Source organism: Flagellimonas amphidinii, from assembly GCF_013090115.1.
Taxonomy (GTDB): domain Bacteria; phylum Bacteroidota; class Bacteroidia; order Flavobacteriales; family Flavobacteriaceae; genus Flagellimonas; species Flagellimonas amphidinii.
The window spans coordinates 263,397-286,035 of the sequence record NZ_JABFNN010000021.1 but is presented as its reverse complement, the minus strand read 5'-3'; the positions used below and the strand labels follow the sequence as shown (position 1 = coordinate 286,035).

General features: G+C 40.0%; 17 protein-coding genes and 1 pseudogene. 7 read left to right on the top strand and 11 right to left on the bottom strand.

What is annotated here, in order from left to right; genetic code table 11:
- Nucleotides 1–394, top strand: a pseudogene (locus HJC33_RS02490) (hypothetical protein); the annotation flags it as partial.
- Between the two features lie 103 nt (nucleotides 395–497).
- Here the strand turns inward: HJC33_RS02490 and HJC33_RS02485 are convergent.
- The 6 genes from HJC33_RS02485 to HJC33_RS02460 all read right to left on the bottom strand — a co-directional run bounded on the left by HJC33_RS02485 (nucleotide 498) and on the right by HJC33_RS02460 (nucleotide 5,951).
- The gene (locus HJC33_RS02485) at nucleotides 498–1,001 is read right to left on the bottom strand and encodes a GNAT family N-acetyltransferase (RefSeq protein WP_171657203.1); all 504 of its coding nucleotides are present in this window, start codon (nucleotides 999–1,001) and stop codon (nucleotides 498–500) included.
- A gap of 24 nt (nucleotides 1,002–1,025) precedes the next feature.
- Nucleotides 1,026–1,850 carry a thymidylate synthase gene (locus tag HJC33_RS02480; RefSeq protein ID WP_171657202.1) on the bottom strand — a complete coding sequence of 275 codons (825 nt, stop codon included), beginning with the start codon at nucleotides 1,848–1,850 and terminating at the stop codon, nucleotides 1,026–1,028.
- Nucleotides 1,851–2,019: 169 nt separating this feature from the next.
- Nucleotides 2,020–3,486: a NupC/NupG family nucleoside CNT transporter gene (locus tag HJC33_RS02475; RefSeq protein ID WP_171657201.1), complete on the bottom strand. Its 1,467-nt coding sequence runs from the start codon at nucleotides 3,484–3,486 to the stop codon at nucleotides 2,020–2,022.
- A gap of 8 nt (nucleotides 3,487–3,494) precedes the next feature.
- The gene (locus HJC33_RS02470) at nucleotides 3,495–4,127 is read right to left on the bottom strand and encodes a bifunctional nuclease family protein (RefSeq protein ID WP_171657200.1); all 633 of its coding nucleotides are present in this window, start codon (nucleotides 4,125–4,127) and stop codon (nucleotides 3,495–3,497) included.
- Between the two features lie 88 nt (nucleotides 4,128–4,215).
- On the bottom strand, nucleotides 4,216–5,184 hold the full coding sequence (locus HJC33_RS02465) for an electron transfer flavoprotein subunit alpha/FixB family protein (RefSeq protein WP_171657199.1): 969 nt from the start codon (nucleotides 5,182–5,184) through the stop codon (nucleotides 4,216–4,218).
- A gap of 20 nt (nucleotides 5,185–5,204) precedes the next feature.
- Nucleotides 5,205–5,951, bottom strand: a complete 747-nt coding sequence (locus HJC33_RS02460) for an electron transfer flavoprotein subunit beta/FixA family protein (protein WP_171657198.1) — start codon at nucleotides 5,949–5,951, stop codon at nucleotides 5,205–5,207.
- Nucleotides 5,952–6,044: 93 nt separating this feature from the next.
- On the opposite strand from HJC33_RS02460, the gene HJC33_RS02455 reads away from it, so the two are divergent.
- The 4 genes from HJC33_RS02455 (at nucleotide 6,045) to HJC33_RS02440 (ending at nucleotide 12,881) form a co-directional block, all read left to right on the top strand.
- Nucleotides 6,045–7,106 (top strand): pyruvate dehydrogenase complex E1 component subunit beta, encoded by a 1,062-nt coding sequence (locus tag HJC33_RS02455; protein WP_262888090.1) that lies wholly within the window; start codon nucleotides 6,045–6,047, stop codon nucleotides 7,104–7,106.
- 161 nt (nucleotides 7,107–7,267) lie between these two features.
- The gene (locus HJC33_RS02450) at nucleotides 7,268–9,763 is read left to right on the top strand and encodes a DUF5686 and carboxypeptidase-like regulatory domain-containing protein (protein WP_171657196.1); all 2,496 of its coding nucleotides are present in this window, start codon (nucleotides 7,268–7,270) and stop codon (nucleotides 9,761–9,763) included.
- A 74-nt stretch (nucleotides 9,764–9,837) separates the two neighbouring features.
- Nucleotides 9,838–10,365: an inorganic diphosphatase gene (locus tag HJC33_RS02445; protein ID WP_171657195.1), complete on the top strand. Its 528-nt coding sequence runs from the start codon at nucleotides 9,838–9,840 to the stop codon at nucleotides 10,363–10,365.
- Between the two features lie 113 nt (nucleotides 10,366–10,478).
- Nucleotides 10,479–12,881 (top strand): sodium-translocating pyrophosphatase, encoded by a 2,403-nt coding sequence (locus tag HJC33_RS02440; RefSeq protein ID WP_171657194.1) that lies wholly within the window; start codon nucleotides 10,479–10,481, stop codon nucleotides 12,879–12,881.
- Between the two features lie 62 nt (nucleotides 12,882–12,943).
- On the opposite strand, the gene HJC33_RS02435 is transcribed toward HJC33_RS02440, so the two are convergent.
- The 5 genes from HJC33_RS02435 to HJC33_RS17465 all read right to left on the bottom strand — a co-directional run bounded on the left by HJC33_RS02435 (nucleotide 12,944) and on the right by HJC33_RS17465 (nucleotide 18,926).
- Entirely contained in the window at nucleotides 12,944–15,061 is a 2,118-nt protein-coding gene (locus tag HJC33_RS02435) for a pyrroloquinoline quinone-dependent dehydrogenase (protein ID WP_171657193.1), read from the bottom strand.
- 155 nt (nucleotides 15,062–15,216) lie between these two features.
- Nucleotides 15,217–15,927, bottom strand: a complete 711-nt coding sequence (locus HJC33_RS02430) for an energy transducer TonB (protein WP_171657192.1) — start codon at nucleotides 15,925–15,927, stop codon at nucleotides 15,217–15,219.
- A gap of 155 nt (nucleotides 15,928–16,082) precedes the next feature.
- Nucleotides 16,083–16,697 carry a deoxynucleoside kinase gene (locus HJC33_RS02425; protein ID WP_171657191.1) on the bottom strand — a complete coding sequence of 205 codons (615 nt, stop codon included), beginning with the start codon at nucleotides 16,695–16,697 and terminating at the stop codon, nucleotides 16,083–16,085.
- 112 nt (nucleotides 16,698–16,809) lie between these two features.
- Complete coding sequence (locus HJC33_RS02420) at nucleotides 16,810–17,490, bottom strand: response regulator transcription factor (protein WP_171657190.1); 681 nt, start codon at nucleotides 17,488–17,490, stop codon at nucleotides 16,810–16,812.
- Nucleotides 17,487–18,926 (bottom strand): sensor histidine kinase, encoded by a 1,440-nt coding sequence (locus tag HJC33_RS17465; RefSeq protein ID WP_171657189.1) that lies wholly within the window; start codon nucleotides 18,924–18,926, stop codon nucleotides 17,487–17,489. The genes HJC33_RS02420 and HJC33_RS17465 overlap by 4 nt, the downstream gene beginning before the upstream one ends.
- A 123-nt stretch (nucleotides 18,927–19,049) precedes the next feature.
- Here HJC33_RS17465 and HJC33_RS02410 point away from each other — a divergent pair, with 123 nt between their 5' ends.
- Complete coding sequence (locus tag HJC33_RS02410) at nucleotides 19,050–19,946, top strand: GLPGLI family protein (protein ID WP_171657188.1); 897 nt, start codon at nucleotides 19,050–19,052, stop codon at nucleotides 19,944–19,946.
- Nucleotides 19,946–22,636 carry an outer membrane beta-barrel protein gene (locus HJC33_RS02405; RefSeq protein ID WP_171657187.1) on the top strand — a complete coding sequence of 897 codons (2,691 nt, stop codon included), beginning with the start codon at nucleotides 19,946–19,948 and terminating at the stop codon, nucleotides 22,634–22,636. The genes HJC33_RS02410 and HJC33_RS02405 overlap by 1 nt, the downstream gene beginning before the upstream one ends.
- The last annotated feature ends 3 nt before the right edge of the window (nucleotides 22,637–22,639 follow it).

Sequence of the window (22,639 nt, the reverse complement as noted above, 5' to 3'; positions counted from 1 at the left end):
TAACGTAGCTGATTTGGAAGGGTATTATGCCTTGTCCAACTCCATTACCGTAAACCGTAATGCTTTGAATGCCGGTACGCTTTCTGGAGGACCATTTACGTTTACTGTTGATGGAACACCTGATATGGTAAGTGGAATTACTTTGGATGAAACAGAACTCACAGGTGCCAATCAGACTTATGTAATTACTGATGATGCTAACAAAATACTTGGCTTACCACCAACCTTGGAGGCTGTTGAAGGCGTTGATTTTGATGGAGCAGGTACTGGAATTTGCTATATATGGCATCTAACTTATGAAGATGGAATTGTGAATCTGGAAATGGGTAAAAATGTTGCAGACCTTGAAGGGTTCTATGGACTATCCAATGGTATTAGAGTAACAAGAAACTAAATTGAAAAAGAAGATTAGAACGTTGGTTTAATTGTTTGTTATTCTGCACCCGGGTGAAAGCCCGGGTGTTTTTATAAAGTATAGAGTTAAATAGGTGGTCTAACTATTTCTTATGTATCCTATACTCATCAATCTGTAATTTTTTGGTATTTCCCATAAGGTAATGGTCACAGAGTTTAAGCCTCATATCTTCGATTAATTTAAGACTTTTGGTGTTACGTTTGTCCACAGGATATTTTATGTATTCTACATCCAGATTATTAATGCCCCAGTGCAGACCATAGCCCACCACTTTTTTGCCAATGCCCTTACCTTGCATTTCTTTTTTGACCCATAACCCAAAATGCGGTTGCTTACTGGGAATGGAATGAATGCCACAACAACCTGCAAAAACGTTGTCGTATAAAATGACCCAAACCAAATCATTGCCTCGTTGCATTTGTGTTACGGAATGCTCCACAAAAGCTTTGGTTTCCTCTATACGTGATGGAGGATTGTCTAAGGGTAAAAATTTAATGATATCTTCATTAAAACTGGCAAACATATCTTTTGCATAGTCCATGCTTATAGGAACTAAGGTGATATGTTCGTCAATGTAATGTTCCACCTCAAAGCTTGAATTTGAATGTTTTTATACCGCCACAACTCCTTTGATATGTGGGTGAGGGTCATAGTTTAAAAGCTCAAAATCTTCAAAGGTAAAATCAAAGATGTCTTTTACTTCGGGATTCAATCTCATGGTGGGCAACGGTCGGGGTTCCCGACTCAATTGCAGTTCCACCTGCTCCATATGATTGTTATAAATATGTGCATCACCAAAAGTGTGTACAAATTCCCCGGGCTGGTAACCGCAAACTTGGGCAATCATCATCGTAAACAACGCATAAGAAGCAATGTTAAAAGGTACGCCCAAAAAGATGTCGGCGCTACGCTGGTAGAGTTGGCAGGAAAGTTTGCCATCGGCCACATAAAATTGAAAGAAAGCATGGCAAGGGGGTAAGGCCGCTTTTCCGTTGGCCACATTTTCTGAAAAGGATACAGAAGTGTCTGGTAACACACTGGGGTTCCAAGCGGAGACTAAAAGTCTACGACTGTTGGGATTGTTTTTCAGGCTTTCTATCACTTCCTTGATTTGGTCAATACCTTCACTGTCCCAATTGCGCCATTGGTGTCCATATACCGGTCCTAAGTCTCCATTTTCATTGGCCCACTCGTTCCAGATACGCACCCCATTTTCCTGCAAATATTTTATATTGGTGTCTCCTTTTAAGAACCAAAGCAGTTCATAAATAATGGATTTGAGATGCAACTTTTTGGTGGTCACCATCGGAAAGCCCTCGGATAGGTCGAAGCGCATTTGGTAACCAAACACACTGAGTGTTCCTGTTCCCGTGCGATCACCTTTTTGGTTTCCTTGTTCCAGTACGTGTTTTAGTAAGTCGTGGTATTGTTTCATTCCTTTTTCAAATATCACTTGTCATTTCGAACGGGCTTAGTGAGGAGAAATCGTAAAGGACATCTCGACTGCGCTCGATGTGACAGAAAAATAATCCTTCTAAGATACTTCAAGCAGCAAAGTTTATGAAAATAGTATGGAGTGACTTATAAAGATTTTATCAACCAGACTATCCTAAAATCATCCCAGCAATAGTGGCGGAAAGCAGGGAAGCCAATGAACCGCCCAAAACGGCACGCATACCAAATTCTGAAAGTGTTTTGCGCTGTCCAGGAGCCAAGGAGCCAATACCCCCAATTTGGATACCAATGGAAGCGAAATTGGCAAATCCGCAAAGCATATAAGTGGCCATGATAACGGATTTGTTATAGGTGAAATGGAGATTACTTGTCATGGTTTTCAAATCGGCCAGTTGAATATATCCCACAAATTCACTAGCGGCCAATTTGATGCCTAAAAGCTGTCCCATGAGCATAACATCTTCACTATTGACCCCAATCAGCCACATTAATGGAGCAAAAACAGTTCCTAGAATGGCTTCCAAAGAAAAGGTTTCATACGGAGAATTTGCGGCAATCCAGTTGTTGAAGGTTGTCAAATCGCCAATCCAGCCCAAAATACCATTGATCATGGCAATAAAAGCCACAAAAACCAAGAGCATAGCTCCAACATTCATGGCTAATTTTAGTCCTTCTGTTGTACCGTTGGAAATAGCATCTAGAATATTGGCACCAATTTTTTCTGCTGAAACGTTAACGTCTGTATTGACCGCTTCGGTTTGTGGATACAGAATTTTAGAAACTACAATAGCGCCTGGAGCTGCCATCACAGATGCGGCGAGCAAGTGTTTGGCAAAAACAAGTCGAAGTGCAGGGTCATCGCCTCCCAAAAATCCAATGTATGCCGCCAGAACAGCACCAGCTACAGTAGCCATTCCGCCGATCATCACCAAAAGGATTTCGGATTTGTTCATTTTCTCCAGATATGCTTTGATCAATAGGGGGGCTTCGGTCTGACCCAAAAAAATGTTTCCTGCAACGGATAGGCTTTCCGCTCCTGATATTCCCAAGGTTTTGGACAATAGCCAAGCCATGGCCCGGACAACTCTTTGGATGATTCCCAAATAAAAAAGTACCGAGGTCAATGCAGAAAAGAAGATAATGGTAGGTAACACCTGAAAGGCGAAGATGAATCCAAAGGTATCCATGTCTACCACTAAACCTTCAAATAGAAATTTACTTCCAACCCGGGTAAAGTCCAATATGCTTACGAAAACTTGCCCAATTTTTTCAAAAATTAGTTGAACCAAGGGCACTTTTAAAACACCAATGGCAATCAATAATTGAAGGGTGAGTCCTATTCCTACGGTTTTCCAGTTGATGGCTTTTCTATTGGCACTGAACAAAAACGATATCAATATTAAAACAGCCATTCCCAAGGCCCCTCTCCAAAGTGTATTGAAGGAGAATCCTTGGTTGGGAATTAGTTGAGGTGTGTTTTCTTGAAGAGAAATATCATCGACAATGGTAGTGTCCACAATAGTGTTCACGGAATCTGTGATCAAACTATCTTGACCAAAAGTGGCGACACAAACAAATAATAATAGTGCAAGGAAACTTTTGGTTTTCTTCGGCATGTAGTTGGTTATTTACGCTTGGAAATTTCGTCCCGTAATTTGGCCGCCTTTTCGTAATCTTCATTGGCCACGGCCTTGTTCAATTCTTTATGAAGTTCTTCCAATGACATTTCACGGTAGCCATGGGCAGAAGCGCCAGATTCTATTTCAACAGCTTCCCCTTCTTGAAGAATTTCATCTACCACTATACTGTCATCTTCTTCATTTTCATCACTTTCTTTAGAAGAAAATTTAAGAAAAATCCCTGCTTTGTCCAAAATGGTCTTATAAGTGAAGATCGGTGCATCAAAACGCAAAGCCAGGGCAATGGCATCACTGGTACGTGCATCTATGATTTCTTCTACATTATCCCGTTCGCAAATGATACTGGAGTAAAAAACCCCATCTACCAGTTTATGTATAATGACCTGTTTGACCACGATTTGAAACCGATCTGCAAAATTCTTGAAAAGATCGTGGGTAAGCGGTCTTGGTGGTTTTATTTCTTTTTCAAGTGCAATGGCAATGGACTGGGCCTCAAAGGCTCCAATAACAATGGGAAGTTTTCGGTCCCCTTCAACCTCATTCAAAATAAGGGCGTATGCACCATTTTGGGTTTGGCTGTATGATATTCCCTTTATTTTTAATCGTACTAAGCTCATATTCTCCTCCTAAACCAAAAAAGGCTGTTCAAATAAGTGGCAACCAGTTATCTGAACAGCCCCCTTGCAAAGGGCAAATTAACAAAATTTAAGCGTTCTGGGCTTTAAATTCCTTTAATTTTTCGATGAGTTTGGGCACTACCTCAAAGGCATCACCAACAATTCCATAGTCCGCGGCCTTAAAGAAAGGAGCTTCAGGGTCGTTATTAATGACAACTTTGGTTTTGGATGCGCTTACTCCGGCCAAATGTTGAATGGCACCAGAAATACCAATGGCAATATATAGATTGCTGGCCACGGGTTTTCCAGTTTGACCTACGTGTTCTCCATGTGGTCTCCATCCTAGGTCGGAAACAGGCTTGGAGCAGGCTGTGGCTGCACCCAAGATGTCTGCCAACTCTTCGATCATGCCCCAATTTTCTGGACCTTTGAGACCACGACCGCCAGAAACCACAATATCAGCATCTGCGATAGTGGCTTTACCCACCACTTTATCAACCTCAATGGATTTTGTGGTAAAATCAGCATCCCCAAAAGAAGGTGAAAAATCTTCCACAGCAGCGCTTACATTATTTTCTACAATTCCATAGGCGTTATTGGAAACTCCAATGACTTTAACATCAGCGTTAATTTCAGTATGTGCAAAACCTTTATTACTGAAAGTTGTTCTTTTTACGATAAAAGGAGATGTGCTGTCAGGGGCAGCAACCACATTGGGGACATATCCTCCATTTAATTTTGTGGTAAGAATGGGTGCCAAAAACTTAGTGTCAGCGCTAGAGCTAACGATAATGGTTTTGGCTCCTTCGGCCTCTGCAGCTTGGGTCAAAGCATTGGCATAGGCCTTTGCAGTGAAATTGTCCAATTGCTCATTACTGATTTTTAAAACCTTGGATACCCCATATGCGCCCAAAGCCGCATCGTCTTCAGCATTAATGGTGACCGCAGTAACGGTTTCACCTAAGTCTTGAGCAACTTTGTAGGCGTATGAGGCCACTTCAAAGGCATTCTTTTTAAATTTTCCTTTATCAGATTCGGTATATACTAAAACTGGCATATTTTTTTCGATTCTAGTTTTTAAATCACTTTAGCTTCATTGTGCAATAAGTCGACCAATTCGCCAACATTCCCTGCATCAACCAATTTAATAGGGCCTTTAGCCGCTGGTTTTTCAAATTTTTGGTCTTGGGTAGGCTGTGGTGCATCAATTGGTTCCACAACGTTAAGGGCTTTTTTGCGAGCCATCATAATTCCTCGCATATTGGGAATGCGAAGGTCGCTTTCTTCAACCAATCCTTTTTGTCCTCCAATGACCAGGGGCAATGAAGTGCTGATGGTTTCTTTTCCTCCATCAATTTCTCGAGTAGCTGTGGCACTGTTTCCGTCAACTTCAAGACCAATGCAGGTGTTCACAAAATTCATATCTAAGAGGGTGGCCAGAATTCCAGGAACCATTCCGCCATTATAATCAATGGACTCTCTTCCAGCAATGATAAGGTCATAACCTCCATTTTTGATTACTTCTGCCAATTGCCTTGCCACATAAAAACCGTCCGTAGGTTCTGCATTGATTCTAATAGCTTCATCGGCACCAATGGCCAAAGCTTTTCTTATGGTAGGTTCGGTTTGTGGACCACCTACAGTAGCTACATGAACAGCAGCGCCCTGCTTTTCTTTGAACCACATTGCGCGGGTGAGACCGAACTCATCATTGGGATTTATCACAAATTGCACCCCATTTGTATCAAACTTGGTGTCCCCTTCCGTAAAATTGATTTTGGAAGTGGTATCCGGTACATTGCTAATGCAAACTAAAATTTTCATAGGTATATTTACATATTGTCGCATCAAATATAGCTATAAAATCCCAAATTTATTATGCATGCATAATAAATTTTGTTCTTTTTTTAGATTTGGATGAAGTATTGTTCTTTCAGTTTTTGCTATTTTTGCGTGCGTTTTTTAACACATAGAACACCAAAACTAAATCAGTTAGATTCAATGAAAACACTACAGTTTAGGGAAGCCATTGCAGAGGCCATGTCTGAAGAGATGAGAAGGGACGATACCATTTATTTAATGGGAGAAGAAGTTGCGGAGTACAATGGGGCCTATAAAGCTTCTAAAGGAATGTTGGATGAATTTGGCCCAGAGCGTGTTTTGGATACCCCCATTTCCGAACTTGGTTTTGCTGGAATCGGTGTTGGTTCTACCATGACAGGGAATCGTCCTATCATTGAGTTTATGACCTTTAACTTTTCTTTGGTCGGTATTGATCAGATTATAAATAATGCTGCTAAAATCAGACAAATGTCAGCAGGGCAGTTTAATTGTCCTATAGTTTTTAGAGGGCCAACAGCTTCTGCCGGTCAGTTGGCGGCAACACATTCCCAAGCTTTTGAAAGCTGGTATGCCAATTGTCCTGGACTTAAAGTGGTGGTTCCATCCAATCCTGCTGATGCCAAAGGATTGCTAAAATCAGCTATTCGCGATGATGACCCGGTTATTTTCATGGAATCTGAGCAGATGTATGGTGATAAAGGAGAAGTCCCAGAGGGAGAATACACCATCCCATTAGGAGTTGCCGATATCAAGCGAGAAGGAACAGATGTAACCATTGTTTCCTTCGGAAAAATCATTAAAGAAGCTTATAAGGCAGCTGATGAATTGGAAAAAGAAGGCATTAGCTGTGAAATCATAGATTTGCGTACTGTGCGCCCAATGGATCATGATGCTATTTTGAATTCTGTGAAGAAAACCAATCGCATGGTAATCTTGGAAGAAGCTTGGCCTTTTGGAAATGTGGCTACAGAAATCATTTATCATGTTCAGGACAAGGCATTCGATTATTTGGATGCTCCAATTGTAAAAATCAACACGGCAGACACTCCGGCACCTTATTCTCCAGTATTATTAGCAGAGTGGTTGCCCAATCACAAGGATGTTATTAAGGCTGTTAAGAAAGTGTTATATAAGTGACCAACTGGGATTTGTAAAGTATATTAGCCCCTTCAACTTAAAGCTGAAGGGGCTTTTTTTAAGGAACGATTTTTGATAAGAAAATACTTTTGAACCAAATTTTGACCCAATACCACAGAATAATCCACGTAAGATTGTTCTCGGTGTCCATATTTGAAAACATGAAGAGATTTCTTATTGTTTTTTACCTACTAGCATTTTCTACTGTTTTATCACAGACCAAGGTCGGGGGCATTATTTTAGATGACTCCGGGGAACCTATCGCTTTTGCTAATGTAATTTTTGAGGATTCCAGTGAAGGTACCATTACCAATGATAATGGTCGTTTTTATTTGGAATCTGATGAAACCTACGAAACCGTCATTTTCTCTTTTATAGGCTACGAAACCAAAGAAATTCAGTTGACCCAAAGAGTGAATTATGATTTGGAGATTGTTTTAAACGAGTCTGCAGAACAACTTAAAGAAGTGGTGGTATACACCGGAAAACAGTCCAAAAAGAACAACCCCGCTATAGAAATTCTCAAAAAAATATGGGAAAAGAAGCGTGAAAATGGTGTTCGCAAATTTAAACAGTACCAATACGATAAATACGAAAAAGTAGAGTTTGATCTCAATACCATTGATAGTTCGCTTATTAAAAGTAAGCTGTTCAAGGGGTTGGAGTTTATGTTTGACAATCTCGATACTTCACGTGTTACCGGTAAGACTTATTTGCCTTTCTTTTTGAATGAAAGTTTTTCCAGGGTGTACGGTGATAATCAATTGGAAAGGGAAAAAGAGGATGTTCTAGGTAATAAAAACTCAGGTTTTGAAGGTAATCAGGCCATTACTGCTTTTGTTGAGGATTTATATTCAGATTACGATATCTATGACAACTACCTTAAATTTTTCGACAAGAGTTTTACCAGCCCATTGTCCAAAACAGGGGTTGATACATATAATTATGTGCTTTCGGACAGCACCTATATAGATGATAAATGGTGCTATAACATCATCTATTATCCAAGAAGAAAAAACGAACTTACTTTTAAAGGAGATTTTTGGGTGAATGATAGCACCTATGCCATCAAGAAAATCAATATGCAGGTCACCAAAAGTGCCAATATCAATTGGGTAAAGGAGATTTATATTGAGCAAGATTTTGATGTGGTCAATGATTCCATCTTTTTGTTGAAGCGTGATTATATGTTGAGCGATTTCAGTTTTTCCAAAAAGGAAAAATCTCGAGGGGTTTATGGAAAACGTACAACAGTTTACGACAATTATGCCTTTGATATCAGCCGACCCGAGGAATTCTACAAAATTGAATCTGACCCCTATGACCCAAGAATATTTACTAGGGACACTACTTTCTGGAAAAATGCCCGACTGGAAAACTTGAATGATGATGAGTCAGGAATTTTTAAAATGTTGGATACGTTGAAAACGGTTCCCAAATTCCGCTCATATTACAATATCATTAGTGTTCTAAGCTCTGGTTATGTTGAAATTGATAAATGGAACATAGACATTGGAGATATTTATAGCACTTTTGGGTATAATGATGCGGAAGGAATACGATTAAGAGGCGGTGCACGAACCTACTTTGGACAAAATGATACCTGGCGTTTGGAAGGCTATATGGCCTACGGTTTTTCCGATAGAAAGTTTAAGCACGGTTTTTCAGGGAAGTTTTTGCTGGACCGTAAGACTAGATTGATTCTTTCCGGTGGTAACCGAAGGGATATAGAACAACTGGGATTGAGTTTGACCAGTACTACAGATGTTCTGGGTAGAAGTATTGCTTCTTCATCACTGGTAACAGTAGGGTCCAATGATAGATTAACGAACATCAACCTATCTACCCTTGGTCTTGAGATGGAACCTGTGAAGAACTTTAGAATTCGTTTTGGAAGTTCTTTCAGGACATTGAGTTCTGCATTGCCAGAAGCTTTTAGTTTGGATTATATAGACCCAGAATCCCCAGATGGAATTGCATCAGAAGTAAAACAGTTTGATTTAAATACTACTCTTATCTATACCCCAGGCAAAAGAACTATTGGGTATGGAGTGGAAAGACGGAATATTAATGACAATCATAGTACCATAGTCCTCAATTATACCAAAGGTGTAAGTGGTTTTTTAGAAAGTGATTTTGACTATGAACGCTTGCAGTTTTCATACCGCCAACCATGGCAAATAGGTGGTTTTGGTAGATTGACAAGCAGCTTGGAATTGGGAAAAACCTTTGGGGAGGTTCCTTTGGGGCTGTTGAGTGTGGTCCCAGGAAACCAAACTTTGTTTTCCTTATATAATGCGTTCCCCAATTTAGATTTTTATGAATTTGTGACCGATACCTATGCCACCCTTCATTTGGAACATAACTTTAATGGTAGGTTGTTTTCCAGGATTCCATTTTTAAGGAAATTCAATCTCCGGGAAATTGTTGGTCTAAGAGGAGCATGGGGAGACCTTTCCGATGAAAATATTGCACTTAGTGCACCAACTAATATTCCATTGATAGCTCCAAATGATAAAATCTATTGGGAGTATTCCTTTGGAGTGGGCAACATCTTTAAGATTTTACGAATTGATTTTAATTTTAGGGGTAATTATCTGGAAAATCCTGATGCTCGGGCATTTGGTATAACAGGAACCTTCGGATTTAATTTTTAATTAATGGAAAAGAAGCAATTTCTTTAAGCCAATCCACCTGTACTCCCTATTTTTGCAAAAATAAAACCCTACTAATGTCCAAAAAACAACAGGTTACCTTTGATGTATTGATTGAAATTCCAAAAGGCAGTAGAAACAAGTACGAATACGATTTTGCCCTTCATAAAATTAGATTTGATAGAACCCTATTCTCTTCCATGATGTATCCTGGGGACTATGGCTTTGTCCCTGAGACCCTAGCGTTGGATAAAGACCCGTTGGATGTACTGGTTTTGGGTACAGAGCCCACATATCCAATGGTTGTAATGGAGGTTAAGCCTATCGGGGTGTTTCATATGACAGATGAAAAGGGACCAGATGAAAAGATTATTTGTGTTCCTGTGAATGATCCAGTTTGGAACAAAAAAAATGATATAGGAGATATCAATCCGCACCGCCAAAAAGAAATTGAGCATTTCTTTAAGGTCTATAAGGATTTAGAAGAAAAGAAAGTTGATACCGGTGGTTGGGGAGATGCGAACGAAGCTGTGGAAATTTATCATCAGTGTATAAAACGGTATGATGAAAGTGAACATAAAAAGAAACGAACCTTTACCATATAGATGATATAAGTAAAGAATTAATGCGCTTTTCACATACAAAAGCGCATTTTTTTTATTACTTCGTATTTTACTACTTTTGCTGGCACTAAAAAATTCTTAAATAACTACAAACTATGGATTTAATCGTAAAATTTTTGCCCGTATTTGGTATCCTGGGCCTGTTGTACGTTTTCATTAAAAATGTATGGGTCACCAAGCAAGAGGTCGGGGATGAAAAGATGGCGAGAATTGCCAAAAATATTGCCGATGGTGCAATGTCCTTTCTAAAGGCGGAATACAAAATACTTAGCATTTTTGTCGTAGCAGTTGCTATTTTGTTGTTCTTCAAGGGAAATAATGAAGAAGGATCAAACGGAATGGTGGCCCTTTCCTTTATTGTTGGGGCTATCTGTTCTGCTTTGGCAGGTTTCATCGGAATGAAAGTTGCAACAAAAGCCAACGTAAGAACTACAAACGCAGCAAGAACATCTCTAGGTAAAGCTTTAGAAGTTGCTTTTGCTGGCGGTGCCGTTATGGGACTTGGAGTTGTTGGTCTTGGTGTTTTAGGGCTAAGTGGACTTTTCATGTTGTACAGTGGTCAAGGTTGGGCCATTGGTGAAGTGTTAAATGTACTTTCAGGATTCTCTTTGGGAGCGTCTTCCATTGCACTTTTTGCGCGTGTAGGAGGTGGAATCTATACTAAAGCTGCTGATGTTGGTGCTGACTTGGTAGGAAAGGTTGAAGCTGGTATTCCCGAAGATCACCCGTTGAACCCTGCTACAATTGCGGATAATGTTGGGGATAATGTAGGAGATGTTGCCGGTATGGGAGCTGACCTTTTCGAATCTTACGTAGGATCTATTATAGGAACCATGGTATTGGGTGCTGTCTTCGCTGGATTGCCAGAATTTCAAGCTGCATTTGATGGTCTTGGTGCAGTTTATTTACCTATGGCTTTGGCCGCAGTGGGAATCATAATGTCAATAATAGGAACTTTCTTTGTTCGAGTAAAAGATGGAGGGAACCCACAAACAGCTTTGAATATTGGTGAATTTGGTTCAGCTGGGTTAATGTTGATTGCATCTTACTTTTTAATCAATGGAATGCTACCTGAATCTTGGGTTGAAGGTGGAAAAGAATATTCGGCCATGGGAGTTTTTTGGGCAACCATTGCTGGACTTGTTGCAGGATTGGCCGTAGGGAAGGTTACGGAATATTATACTGGTACAGGAACTAAACCTGTAAACTCCATTGTACGTCAATCTGAAACTGGATCTGCTACAAATATCATTGCCGGTTTGGGTGTGGGAATGATGTCCACTGCCATTCCAATTATTTTGATTGCAGCTGCTATTTTGGTATCTCACCATTTTGCTGGATTGTATGGAATTGCTATCGCTGCTGTAGGAATGTTGGCCAATACAGGTATTCAGTTGGCTGTTGATGCCTACGGACCTATTTCAGATAATGCAGGTGGTATTGCAGAGATGGCTGAGTTGCCAAGCGAGGTTCGTGAGCGTACCGATAAATTGGATGCTGTTGGAAACACCACAGCTGCCATTGGTAAAGGATTTGCAATTGCTTCTGCTGCATTGACAGCCTTGGCTTTGTTTGCTGCTTTCATGAAAACAGCAGGCGTTAAATCCATTGATGTTTCCCAACCAGATATTATGGCTGGTCTTCTAATAGGGGGTATGCTTCCTTTTGTATTTTCCGCACTTTCCATGAATGCAGTGGGTAGAGCCGCAATGGCCATGATTGAAGAAGTACGTCGTCAATTTAGAGATATTCCAGCCTTGAAAGCCGCTTTAGAGGTCATGGTAAAATACGATTCGGATATTTCAAAAGCTTCCGCAGAAGACAGAAAAATATTTGACGCCGCCGATGGTGTGGCAGAGTACGATAAATGTGTTGCTATTTCAACCAAGGCATCCATCAAAGAAATGGTATTACCAGGATTATTGGCGATTGCTGTTCCTGTTGCAGTAGGTTTCATCGGTGGAGCCGAAATGTTAGGAGGATTATTGGCAGGTGTTACCACAGCTGGGGTACTTATGGCGATTTTCCAATCCAACGCTGGTGGGGCATGGGATAATGCTAAAAAGACCATCGAAAGTGAAGGTCGTAAGGGTAGCGATGCTCACAAGGCGGCTGTTGTAGGTGATACTGTAGGTGATCCTTTCAAGGATACTTCAGGTCCTTCGCTAAATATTTTATTAAAATTGATGTCCGTTGTGGCCTTGGTCATTGCACCTAGTTTGGTAAGCTTAACTCCTGCTGATGAAGTAAGCATGATGAAAGAAGACGGAACAAAAATTTCAATTACTACAGAAGGAATGAAAGAATCCACTCCGGTTGAAAAGAAGTTTCGTGTTGAAATGAGCAATACAACTGAAGGAGCATATAAAGCTGTTGTAACTTCTGTTATTGAAGCCAATGGAGAAAAATTGGAAGAAGTAAAAGAATTTGTGGGTGATACCAAAGAAGAGGTAGAGCAAATGGTAGAGGTTTATAAAAACGCCACCGCCATTGAGTAATGATAATTGTTTCTTGAAAAAGAAAACTAACTCAAGTAAAACCACGCCTTTGGCGTGGTTTTTTATTGCGCTAAAGCAAAGGCAATAATTTGATTTCCTTTGGGGGTATTCAATTTTTCGCCACCACAGGCCAAAGCAATGTATTGTTTCCCATTAATTTCATACATGGCTGGAGTGGCAAAAGCTGCTGCGGGGAGTTTATATTTCCAAAGAAGCTCTCCCGTTTTTTTGTCATAAGCTCTGAAATAACCGTCTTTGGTGGCTGCAATAAAAAGCAATCCGTTTTCAGTAATGATGGGACCGCCATAGTTTTCGGAACCTGTGACAGGTTGTCCCTCTTTTCTTAGTTCAGGAGTATCGCCAAAAGTGATGGACCAAATAAAATCACCCGTGTTTAAATCGATGGCATGCATGGTTCCCCATGGAGGAGAAATGGCTGGATATCCATTACTGTCCAAGAACCTTGCGTAGCCTGTAAACTTGTATGGAAGCGGATAACTGTCTGATGCAGTATTGGTAACAAGTTCAGTTTCCTCATCAAAAAGGAATTTCAGTAAAGCTTCTTTTTCATCCGCAGGAATATTCGGAAAACCGGTCATCATTCCTTTTCCAGTTTTGACCAATTGTGCCACCTCTTCTTTGGTCTTACTGTCCTTGATGTTCAATAAGGAAGGATAACCGCTAGCGGCGACACCTTTTTTATCTTTTCGATGGCATATAACACAATATTGGCTGTATACTTTTTCTCCCAAAGGAATTGTCTCAGTTACGTCTTCATTTTCTGCCATTTTGATCAACCATCCCATTTCATTGGAATTGACGTAAATAATACCCTCATCGGGGTCAGCACCTGTGCCTCCCCATTCGGCTGCGCCGTCCAATCCAGGAAGAATGAGCATTTGCTTCAGTCCGGGTGGTGCATATTCCCGCTTGTCCGATGTTTTTAGAATTTCTTTGAGTTCATCCTTGTTTTCGGCATACGGACTTATATCTTCCTCGGTAAGATTTTTACTCAAACGAGCAAATGGTTTTGGTTTTACGGGAATAGGTTGAGTAGGCCAAGTTTTTTCTCCTTCTAAAGTAGTGGCCGGAACAGGAACTTCCTCAATATCAAAAAGAGGCTTTCCTGTGGCTCTGTCAAAAACATAAACATAGCCTTGTTTGGTCACCTGGGCCACAGCTTTTATTTTCTTTCCGTTTCGCTCTACCGTGATGAGATTTGGAGGAGCTGGAATATCCCTGTCCCATAAATCGTGGTGAACAAACTGAAAATGCCAAATGCGTTCCCCGGTTGCCGCATCCAAAGCCAAAAGGCAGTTGGAAAACAAATTGGTGCCATTCCGTATTCCACCATAAAAATCAGGTGAAGCGGATCCCGTTGGGATATAGATAATTCCGGTTTCCTCATCAAGAGACATTCCAGACCAACTATTGGCGGCACCAACAATATCACTTTTGTAGGCATGTTTATTTTCCCAAGTGTCATAACCTTCTTCGCCAGGGTGTGGTATGGTGTGAAAAACCCATTCAACAGCTCCAGTGACCACGTTAAAAGCCATAATATTCCCTGGAGCCGAACCAATATCCTCTCCGAGCCTTATGGGCATCACAATAATATCTTTATAGATGGTGCCAGGTGTATTGGAAATCACAAATTTTTTCTGGGCAGAAGGCGGCATGCCAGACCGCAGGTCTATTTTTCCATTATTGCCAAAGGTGGGCACTGGTTTACCGGTTAAAGCATTAAGAGCGAATAAATTGGCCCCGGAAGTGTATAGGATTCTTTTGTCATTTCCTTTGGACCAGTAGGAAACTCCCCGACTAGTGGAGGTAAATTGTTTTATGGAATCTCCAAACCGCCATAATTCCCTTCCTGTTGCTGCATGTAAGGCCACCGCTCGAAGCGCTGCGGTCACTCCATAAAGTATGGTGTCTACTACAATGGGATTCATTTGCATTTGACCACTATCCGGTGCGGAGTAGGACCAAGCAATTTTCAGATTTTTTACATTTTCCTTGGTGATTTGGGACAAGGTTGAGTAATGATTTCGGTCTGGGCCACCTAAATAAGATGACCAAGTGGTATAATCTTTTGCAGACTCTTTTTCTGAAGATTCACAAGCAGCGAATACGATTAGAATTAAAAATAGAACAACAGGGGATAGTTTTTTACTGCTCATTTTTGGCGCAAGGTTGGTTTTTCCAAAAGGTAGGAAAAAATCCTCGTTTTTCACCGTGTTGTCTAGAAATCAAAAGAATAAGTGGATAAGCTGTATATTTTATAACAGGTAAAATTTGGGCATGAGTGGTACTGTTCATGCCCAAGATGTAATTTTTAATTTAGTTTGAAAGTAATTGGAATGGAAAAAGGAACCTTTACGGGGGTGCCTCTTTGTTTTCCTGGAGTCATTTTAGGAAGTTTGGAGATGATGCGTTCGGCCTCTTTTTCCAAAACTTCATGTGGACCTCGCATACGTACATCAGCTATGCTTCCATCTTTTTGAATGGTGAATACAATATGTACCCTTCCTTGTAAACCCATTTCTTGTGCCATTTCAGGATACTTAAAATGCCTTTGGATATGCTTCTGCATCATTTCCTGAAAACATGCCTTTTTTTCTTTTTCTTCAGCTAGAGTCTCGCAACCTGGAAAAGTCGGAGCGTTTTCTATTACCGAAAATGGAATAATTTCAGGTTCATCCACAGTAGCAACTTCAATATCGCTGATATCTGCCACTTCGGTATCCTGATTGGGTTCTGTGGATTCAATCAAGGTCTCAACGATTTTTTCATCATCAGGAGCGATTTCAATCACAGGCGGGGTCTGTATTGGCTTGGGTTTTGGAGGTTCAAATTTTGTCACAGGGACCATTTCATCTGGAAGTGTGTCAGGTTTATCCAAATTTGCACTCCATTCAGGTGTTTTTTCAAAAGTTTTCCATTCCAGTGCAACATAGGCCAATAATAAAACGGCAACAAGTCCTACGGAAAAGTAGAGGGCACTGTTTTTTTTCAATTCAAATTTTTGATGCTTTTTTGTTTCCATGATTTTTCAAGTTTTGTCCTTTGCCAATGAAAGGGTAGTTAATACCGGGGATTATCCCCAGTCTAAACTAGATTGAAAATCATGTTAAAAAAACCAAGAATGAGGGAATGGGTCTTTTGGTTGAGGGAACGCTATTTGTTTATTGAAATGTCTATCTAGAACAAACCGTGAATCTCAGCATCAATGCGGTTGATCACTTCACCCAAGTCTTCAGGGTCGGCAACGAAATCTAGGTTGTCCACATCAAAAATGAGCAATTTCCCCTTTTCATAAGTGTTGGCCCAAGCTTCGTAACGTTCATTCAATCGGCTTAGATAATCAATGGAAATTGAATTTTCATAATCCCGACCTCTTTTATGAATCTGATTGACCAAATTTGGAATGGAACTACGTAGGTAAATCAATAAATCTGGTGGCTGTACCAAGGTTTCCATCAATTCAAAAAGACTTCTATAGTTCTCAAAATCCCTATTGGTCATCAGGCCCATGGCATGTAAGTTCGGAGCAAAAATATGGGCATCTTCATAGATGGTCCGGTCTTGTATGACGTTCTTTCCACTTTCCCGAATCTTTAGAATTTGTCGGTATCTGCTGTTCAAGAAGTAAATCTGCAGGTTAAAGCTCCACCGTTCCATTTGTGTGTAGAAATCATCTAAATACGGATTGTCAACTACGTCTTCAAAATGGGCCTCCCACTTATAGTGTTTGGCCAAAAGGTTGGTTAGTGTGGTCTTTCCGGCGCCAATGTTGCCTGCTACCGCAATATGCATAGGGTGTTAGTGTTTTTAAGATTGGTGTTTGTTGAATCTGGGGAAACCCTTGGCGCAATATACAAAGTATATCCAGTTAACTGAAAAATTTATAAAAATAGTACCGATGTGATCAGCAGACCAACTTGTATCCGTAGCCTCTTACATTAATGATTTTAACAGACGGGTCTTTGGCCAATTTTTTTCGAAGTTTTGAAATAAATACATCCATGCTTCGGGCATTGAAAAAATCATCGTCTCCCCACAATTTTTTCAATATTTGGGAACGATCTAATATTTCATTGCGTTTTTGGGAGAGATGGTAGAGCAGTTCTGCTTCGCGATGGGTAAGATTTTGTTTTTCTTCCTCAAAAGTTAAAATCTGTTTGGTGTAATTGAAGGAATATTCCCCAATCATAATATTTTGGTTGGATTGTCTTGTTTTGGCTCGATCTAGCAAAGCATGAATCCTCACAATGAGTTCTTCCATGCTAAAGGGCTTTTTTAAGTAATCATTGCCACCCAATTGAAAACCGTTTACCACGTCTTGGGTCTGTGACTTTGCCGTTAAGAAGATAATGGGAATGTCTTTGTTCTCTTCCCTAATTTCTTGAGCAAGTGTAAAGCCATCTTTTTTGGGCATCATGACGTCTATAACCAACAGTTCTGGTTTCTCTTGCTGATAGCTTTTCATAGCTTGTATACCATCAGCACATAGAATCACTTCAAAATTTCTGGTCTCAAGGCTTTCCTTTACAATTTGCCCTAACGCAGGCTCATCTTCTGCCAATACTATTTTAATGGGTCTGCTCAAAGTCGAATTTTAAATATGGTATTTTGGGTATCTGGAACCAAAACCAAACTACCCGAATGTTTTTCCACAATTTTTTGGGCATAAAATAGGCCGATGCCAAACCCTTTCACATCATGTTGGTTACCTGAAGGAATCCGATAAAACTTGTCGAATATTTTTTCTCGTTGCGATTTTGCAATGCCGCCGCCATTATCCTCGATCGTAATTTCCAAACCTTTGGTTAAGCTTTTGAGAGTCACTTTTATCTGATGTCCTCCATATTTTATGGCATTGTCCAAAATATTGGAAATTACATTTTCAAAATGGAACACATCCACATCATGATGGAGCTCCTCAATGTTTGTGCTAAAAGTTAAGTTTTTATCAGTGACCATTTTAAATTGCTCTATTTGATTTTTCAAAAGAGCTATAATATCTGTGGACTCTGTGGTCAAAATCAATTTTTGACTGTCCAAAGTGGCAGTTTCCAAAAGTTTTTCAACCATAAGATGCAGTTTTTGCAATTGTTCTGTGGAAATGTCGAGGTATTTTTCCGTCTTTTCAACATCCTTTTGGTCATTGAAATTTTTAATACCCTCCAACGCCGTGGAAACTGTGGCAATGGGCGTCTTAAATTCATGGGTAATATTGCTGATGAGATCATTTTTAATTTCAGCAAGCTGTTTTTGTTTTTTGATGATGCTCAGCAAATAGAACAAACAGAGAATTACCCCCAATGAAAGCATGAATGACAGTAGTATTCCAGAAAGCCCTCTTTTGAGGATGGACAATGTAGGATTGGAAAATGAAAGTTTGATGTCTTGGAATCCGGTGAGGTAGGTGGATTTTGAGGTAGTGCTCAAAGGAAAACCAAGTCTTTCTTGGGCATTGAAGGAATTTATCAATGAATCATTCCTGTAATAGCTTAAGGAATGTTCCAATTCAATGTTTTTTCTGGCCAATTCATGATTCAGTAAGCCATCCATTGCAATTAGATTAATAGAATCGGTGGTTGCTGAAATGATCAGCCTATTGGCCAATTTTTTTAAAGACCCTTGTTGGTCCAACATTCTTTTGCGAAACAATGTCATCACCGGGGATCTTCGAGGTCTTTTTCTTAAGCTATCGGCTTCAGAAGAAACCGCAATAAATTCAATGGGTTGTTTTAAGGAATCTAACTTAATTTCCATTACAGTGTCCTGTCGTACTATCTTGAATCTATGATTGGGTCTTGGTGGAGGTGGTATACTATCATCAAGAAAGGCGTAAAAATCAGATTTTGCAAGATTGGCGTAGTACAGCTCAACACTATTGTCCAAACTTATCTGTACTTCATTGACCAAGCGCTGTTTGTTTATCTTATAATTTTGAACATTCCAGTACACCTGTATTGCTATGGTAGCCACAATGGTGAATACAATGATGTAAAGGAGCGCTTTGTATTTTCTGGTTTCCACAATCCAAAACTATTAAGAATTACCTATGAAATCGATATAAGTTAACACTGGTTAACACTGCTTAACCATAACCTTGCTCAAGTTGCTACAAATTTGTGAACGAGTAACATAAAAATCATCTCAATGAAAGCAGTACAATATATTATAGGGTTACTTGTGTTGACATGCGGAATACAATTTGTGGCGGCACAAGATTTTCAAGGAAAAGCCATTTACGAATCTAAAACAAGTATTCAGGCAGATTTTGGGCCTCGCGATATGCCTGAAGCCAGAAAACAAGAAATTAGGGAGCGGATGAAGAAGGCTATGGAACGTACTTATGAGCTGACTTTTGATAGAACATCAAGCACCTATCAACAAGAAGAAAAATTGGAAGCACCAAGCTCTGGCGGCGGTAGATTTCGAATGGCCATGTTTGGGGGAGGTGCAGGAGAATATTATAAGAATGTAAAAGATGTACAATATGCCAATCAAACTGAAGTGTTTGGGAAAGTATTCCTAATTCAGGATAGTCTGCCCAAATGGGATTGGCAATTAGGTTCTGAAACCAAAAAAATTGGCAGCTATACCTGCTATAAGGCAACAGCGACCCAACCTGCAGAGGCAGACCTTTTTAGAAGAATGATGCCACCACCACCGGGTAGAGAGGATAGACCTGAAAGGGATGAGATAGAAAAGGACAGTACCGATCAAAACTCATTATTTGCTCAAATTGATGAACCAGAAGAGCAGATCATCACAGTTTGGTACACTCCTGAAATTCCCGTGAGCCAAGGTCCTGGGCAATATTGGGGACTACCTGGACTTATTTTGGAGGTGAACGATGGCAGAACAGCTATTCTATGTTCAAAATTGATACTGAATCCAGAAGAAAAGATCTCTATTGAAGCTCCATCCAAAGGAAAAAAAGTAACACAGGAAGAGTTTGATGAGATTGTGGCCCAGAAAATGGAGGAAATGAGAAAGCGTTTTGAAGGTGAGCGAAGAAGAGGTGGTAACAGAATCATGGTAAGGGGCTAATGCGCAGTTTTTATCGAATTTTAGTGGTGGTCATTTTCATGGCCTGGTCATCTATTGCCCTTGGTCAGAAGTTGACCATTAGTGGAACGGTAAGGGATAGTCTTCAGAATCCTTTGGAGATGGCGAATGTTGTTGCCGTAAATCAGGCTGATCAGGCATTGGATGGATTTGGAATTACAAGTTCCAAGGGGCTGTACAGAATCAATGTCAAGGCCAATTCGGAATATGTGCTCAAAGTGAGCTATCTGGGATTTCAGACCAAAGAAATTCCTTTGACCACCCAAGAGGGGGATGTAGAGTTAGAAATTGTTTTGTACGAACAACCTGAGAGTTTGGATGAAGTTGAGGTGGTTTACGAAATTCCGGTGAGCATAAAAGGGGACACGATCGTTTACAATACGGATTCCTTTGTGACCGGAACAGAAAAGAAATTGGCAGATGTGCTTGAAAAATTACCTGGAATTGAAGTAAGCGATGACGGGGAGATTCAAGTTGAAGGAAAAACTGTGAACAAAGTGATGGTGGAGGGGGAAGATTTTTTTGATGGAGACTCTAAACTGGCATCAAAAAATATACCTGCCAATGCCTTGGACAAGGTTGAGGTACTTCGCAACTATTCTGAAGTTTCGCAGTTGGGCGGCGTGACCAACAATCAAGATAATGTGGCGCTCAACATCAAACTAAAAGAAGGAAAGAAAAAGTTTTGGTTTGGAGAGATTACTGGAGGATTGGGGCCGGATGAGCGTTATGTGGCGCATCCAAAACTGTTCTATTATTCGCCTAATTTTAGCGTTAATGTCTTAACGGATATGAACAATATTGGGGACGTCCCTTTTTCTTCAAGAGATTATTGGAATTTTACAGGTGGTTTCCAAAGTGCGATCCGGAACAATACGGGCAGTTCATTTACCACAAGTTCCAGCAGCCAGGGGTTGAACCTTATGCAGAACAATAGGGCAAAATCCATTAACACCAAATTTGGAGCTCTTAACTTTAGTTACAAACCTTCAGATGTTTGGAAATTGAGTGGTTATGGTATTTATTCCTATACAAACACTTTAATGCAGACCGATGCAAGTCGTACTTACATTTCAAGTGGTGAGGTAGAAACTACGGCAACGGATACCGATCAAACCTCAAAATTGGGGTTGTTAAAGTTTACTTCTTCGTATCAACCTACGGATAGATTGCAATGGGATTATGAAGTTATGGCACGGCTTTCAGATGAGGACCAACTGGAGCATACATTATCCGTTTCCGATGTGACCGATCAGATAGAGCAGAACAATACCCAAAAACCAACTACAGTTACGCAAAACACTAATTTGTACTATACTTTAAATGATAAAAACATATTTGCCTTTGAGGGGCAATATGAATATGCTGATGAGAATCCGTTTTATAATGCGATTAGGGAGCAGCAACCTTTTTCGGGGTTGGTTCCTTTGGATACGAATCAAGAAGCGTATAATATCAATCAAAATCAGTACACTCAAACCAATAGGCTAGATGCCAAGCTGGACTACTTTTGGGTTACAGGGGCAAAAAGTAATCTTAACCTAACGCTGGGTACTACGCAATCCAGTCAGCGGTTTAATTCGTCCATTTTTCAAATTTTAGACGATGGAAATTCATTGTCTTTTGATGAAGATGAATTGAACAATGAGGTGAAATTCACGTATTCTGATGTCTTCTTTGGAGTACATTACAAACTATTGTTGGGCAAATTGACGGTTAATCCAGGGTTTCATGTGCATAATTATGTGGCTACTAACGAGCAGTTGAATATCGAAGTGCAGGATAAATTGTTCAATATTGTGCCAGATGTATTTCTTAACTATCAGTTTAAACAATCAGAAAGTCTACGGTTAAACTACAATGTGACCCGTAATTTTACGGACATCAACAATTTGGCCCAAGGTTATATTTTCAATAATTATAACTCGGTGTATCAGGGCAATCGTGATTTGGAAAGTGCATTGTACCATAACCTGTCGCTTAATTTTTTCAGTTTCAATATGTTCAGTCAGCAGAATATCTTCGCTCGGCTTAATTATAGCAAACGAATAGACGCTTTTAAAGGCAATACTTCAATTGTGGGAATCAATCAGGTGCAGACCACGATCAATTCCAATTTAGAGGATGAAACGTTTAGCGGTTCTGGGAATTTTCAACGCACTTTTGGGAATATTAGGGTGAGGACGAATGCTTCGTTGTCATGGTCCAACACCTTTAACATCATAAATGATGCGCCGCAAAATTCAAAATCCTTTACGCAAGACTACACAGCTTCGTTGGGCAGTAGTTTTACGAATGCTCCCAACTTGGAATTGGGTTATCGTTATTCAGTAAATCAATATGATAATGGCAACACTACGTCCACTTTTTTTACGGACAGACCTTTCGCCAAATTTGATGCATCCTTCTTAAAGAGCTTTGTGTTCTTGGTTGATTACGATTACTATTTTTATCGGGATAAGGAAAACACCGTGAACAATAAATACGGTTTTTTAGAAGCCAGTCTCTCCTATCAAAAGCCAGACAGTAAGTGGGAATATAGTGTGGAAGCCACCAACATCACCAATAATAGATCATTGGACCAGAATTCTACAAACGATTTGTTTTTTACCACTTCAAACTATATGGTGCAGCCTAGATATGTAGTTTTTAAAATAAAATATGATTTATAAAAC

Bases quoted from the DNA above. Each gene is read 5' to 3' on its own strand.
- HJC33_RS02480 (WP_171657202.1), bottom strand. From the start codon at position 1,850: ATGAAACAATACCACGACTTACTAAAACACGTACTGGAACAAGGAAAC.
- HJC33_RS02475 (WP_171657201.1), bottom strand. From the start codon at position 3,486: ATGCCGAAGAAAACCAAAAGTTTCCTTGCACTATTATTATTTGTTTGT.
- HJC33_RS02470 (WP_171657200.1), bottom strand. From the start codon at position 4,127: ATGAGCTTAGTACGATTAAAAATAAAGGGAATATCATACAGCCAAACC.
- HJC33_RS02465 (WP_171657199.1), bottom strand. From the start codon at position 5,184: ATGCCAGTTTTAGTATATACCGAATCTGATAAAGGAAAATTTAAAAAG.
- HJC33_RS02460 (WP_171657198.1), bottom strand. From the start codon at position 5,951: ATGAAAATTTTAGTTTGCATTAGCAATGTACCGGATACCACTTCCAAA.
- HJC33_RS02455 (WP_262888090.1), top strand. From the start codon at position 6,045: ATGAAGTATTGTTCTTTCAGTTTTTGCTATTTTTGCGTGCGTTTTTTA.
- HJC33_RS02450 (WP_171657196.1), top strand. From the start codon at position 7,268: ATGAAGAGATTTCTTATTGTTTTTTACCTACTAGCATTTTCTACTGTT.
- HJC33_RS02445 (WP_171657195.1), top strand. From the start codon at position 9,838: ATGTCCAAAAAACAACAGGTTACCTTTGATGTATTGATTGAAATTCCA.
- HJC33_RS02440 (WP_171657194.1), top strand. From the start codon at position 10,479: ATGGATTTAATCGTAAAATTTTTGCCCGTATTTGGTATCCTGGGCCTG.
- HJC33_RS02435 (WP_171657193.1), bottom strand. From the start codon at position 15,061: ATGAGCAGTAAAAAACTATCCCCTGTTGTTCTATTTTTAATTCTAATC.
- HJC33_RS02430 (WP_171657192.1), bottom strand. From the start codon at position 15,927: ATGGAAACAAAAAAGCATCAAAAATTTGAATTGAAAAAAAACAGTGCC.
- HJC33_RS02425 (WP_171657191.1), bottom strand. From the start codon at position 16,697: ATGCATATTGCGGTAGCAGGCAACATTGGCGCCGGAAAGACCACACTA.
- HJC33_RS02410 (WP_171657188.1), top strand. From the start codon at position 19,050: ATGAAAGCAGTACAATATATTATAGGGTTACTTGTGTTGACATGCGGA.
- HJC33_RS02405 (WP_171657187.1), top strand. From the start codon at position 19,946: ATGCGCAGTTTTTATCGAATTTTAGTGGTGGTCATTTTCATGGCCTGG.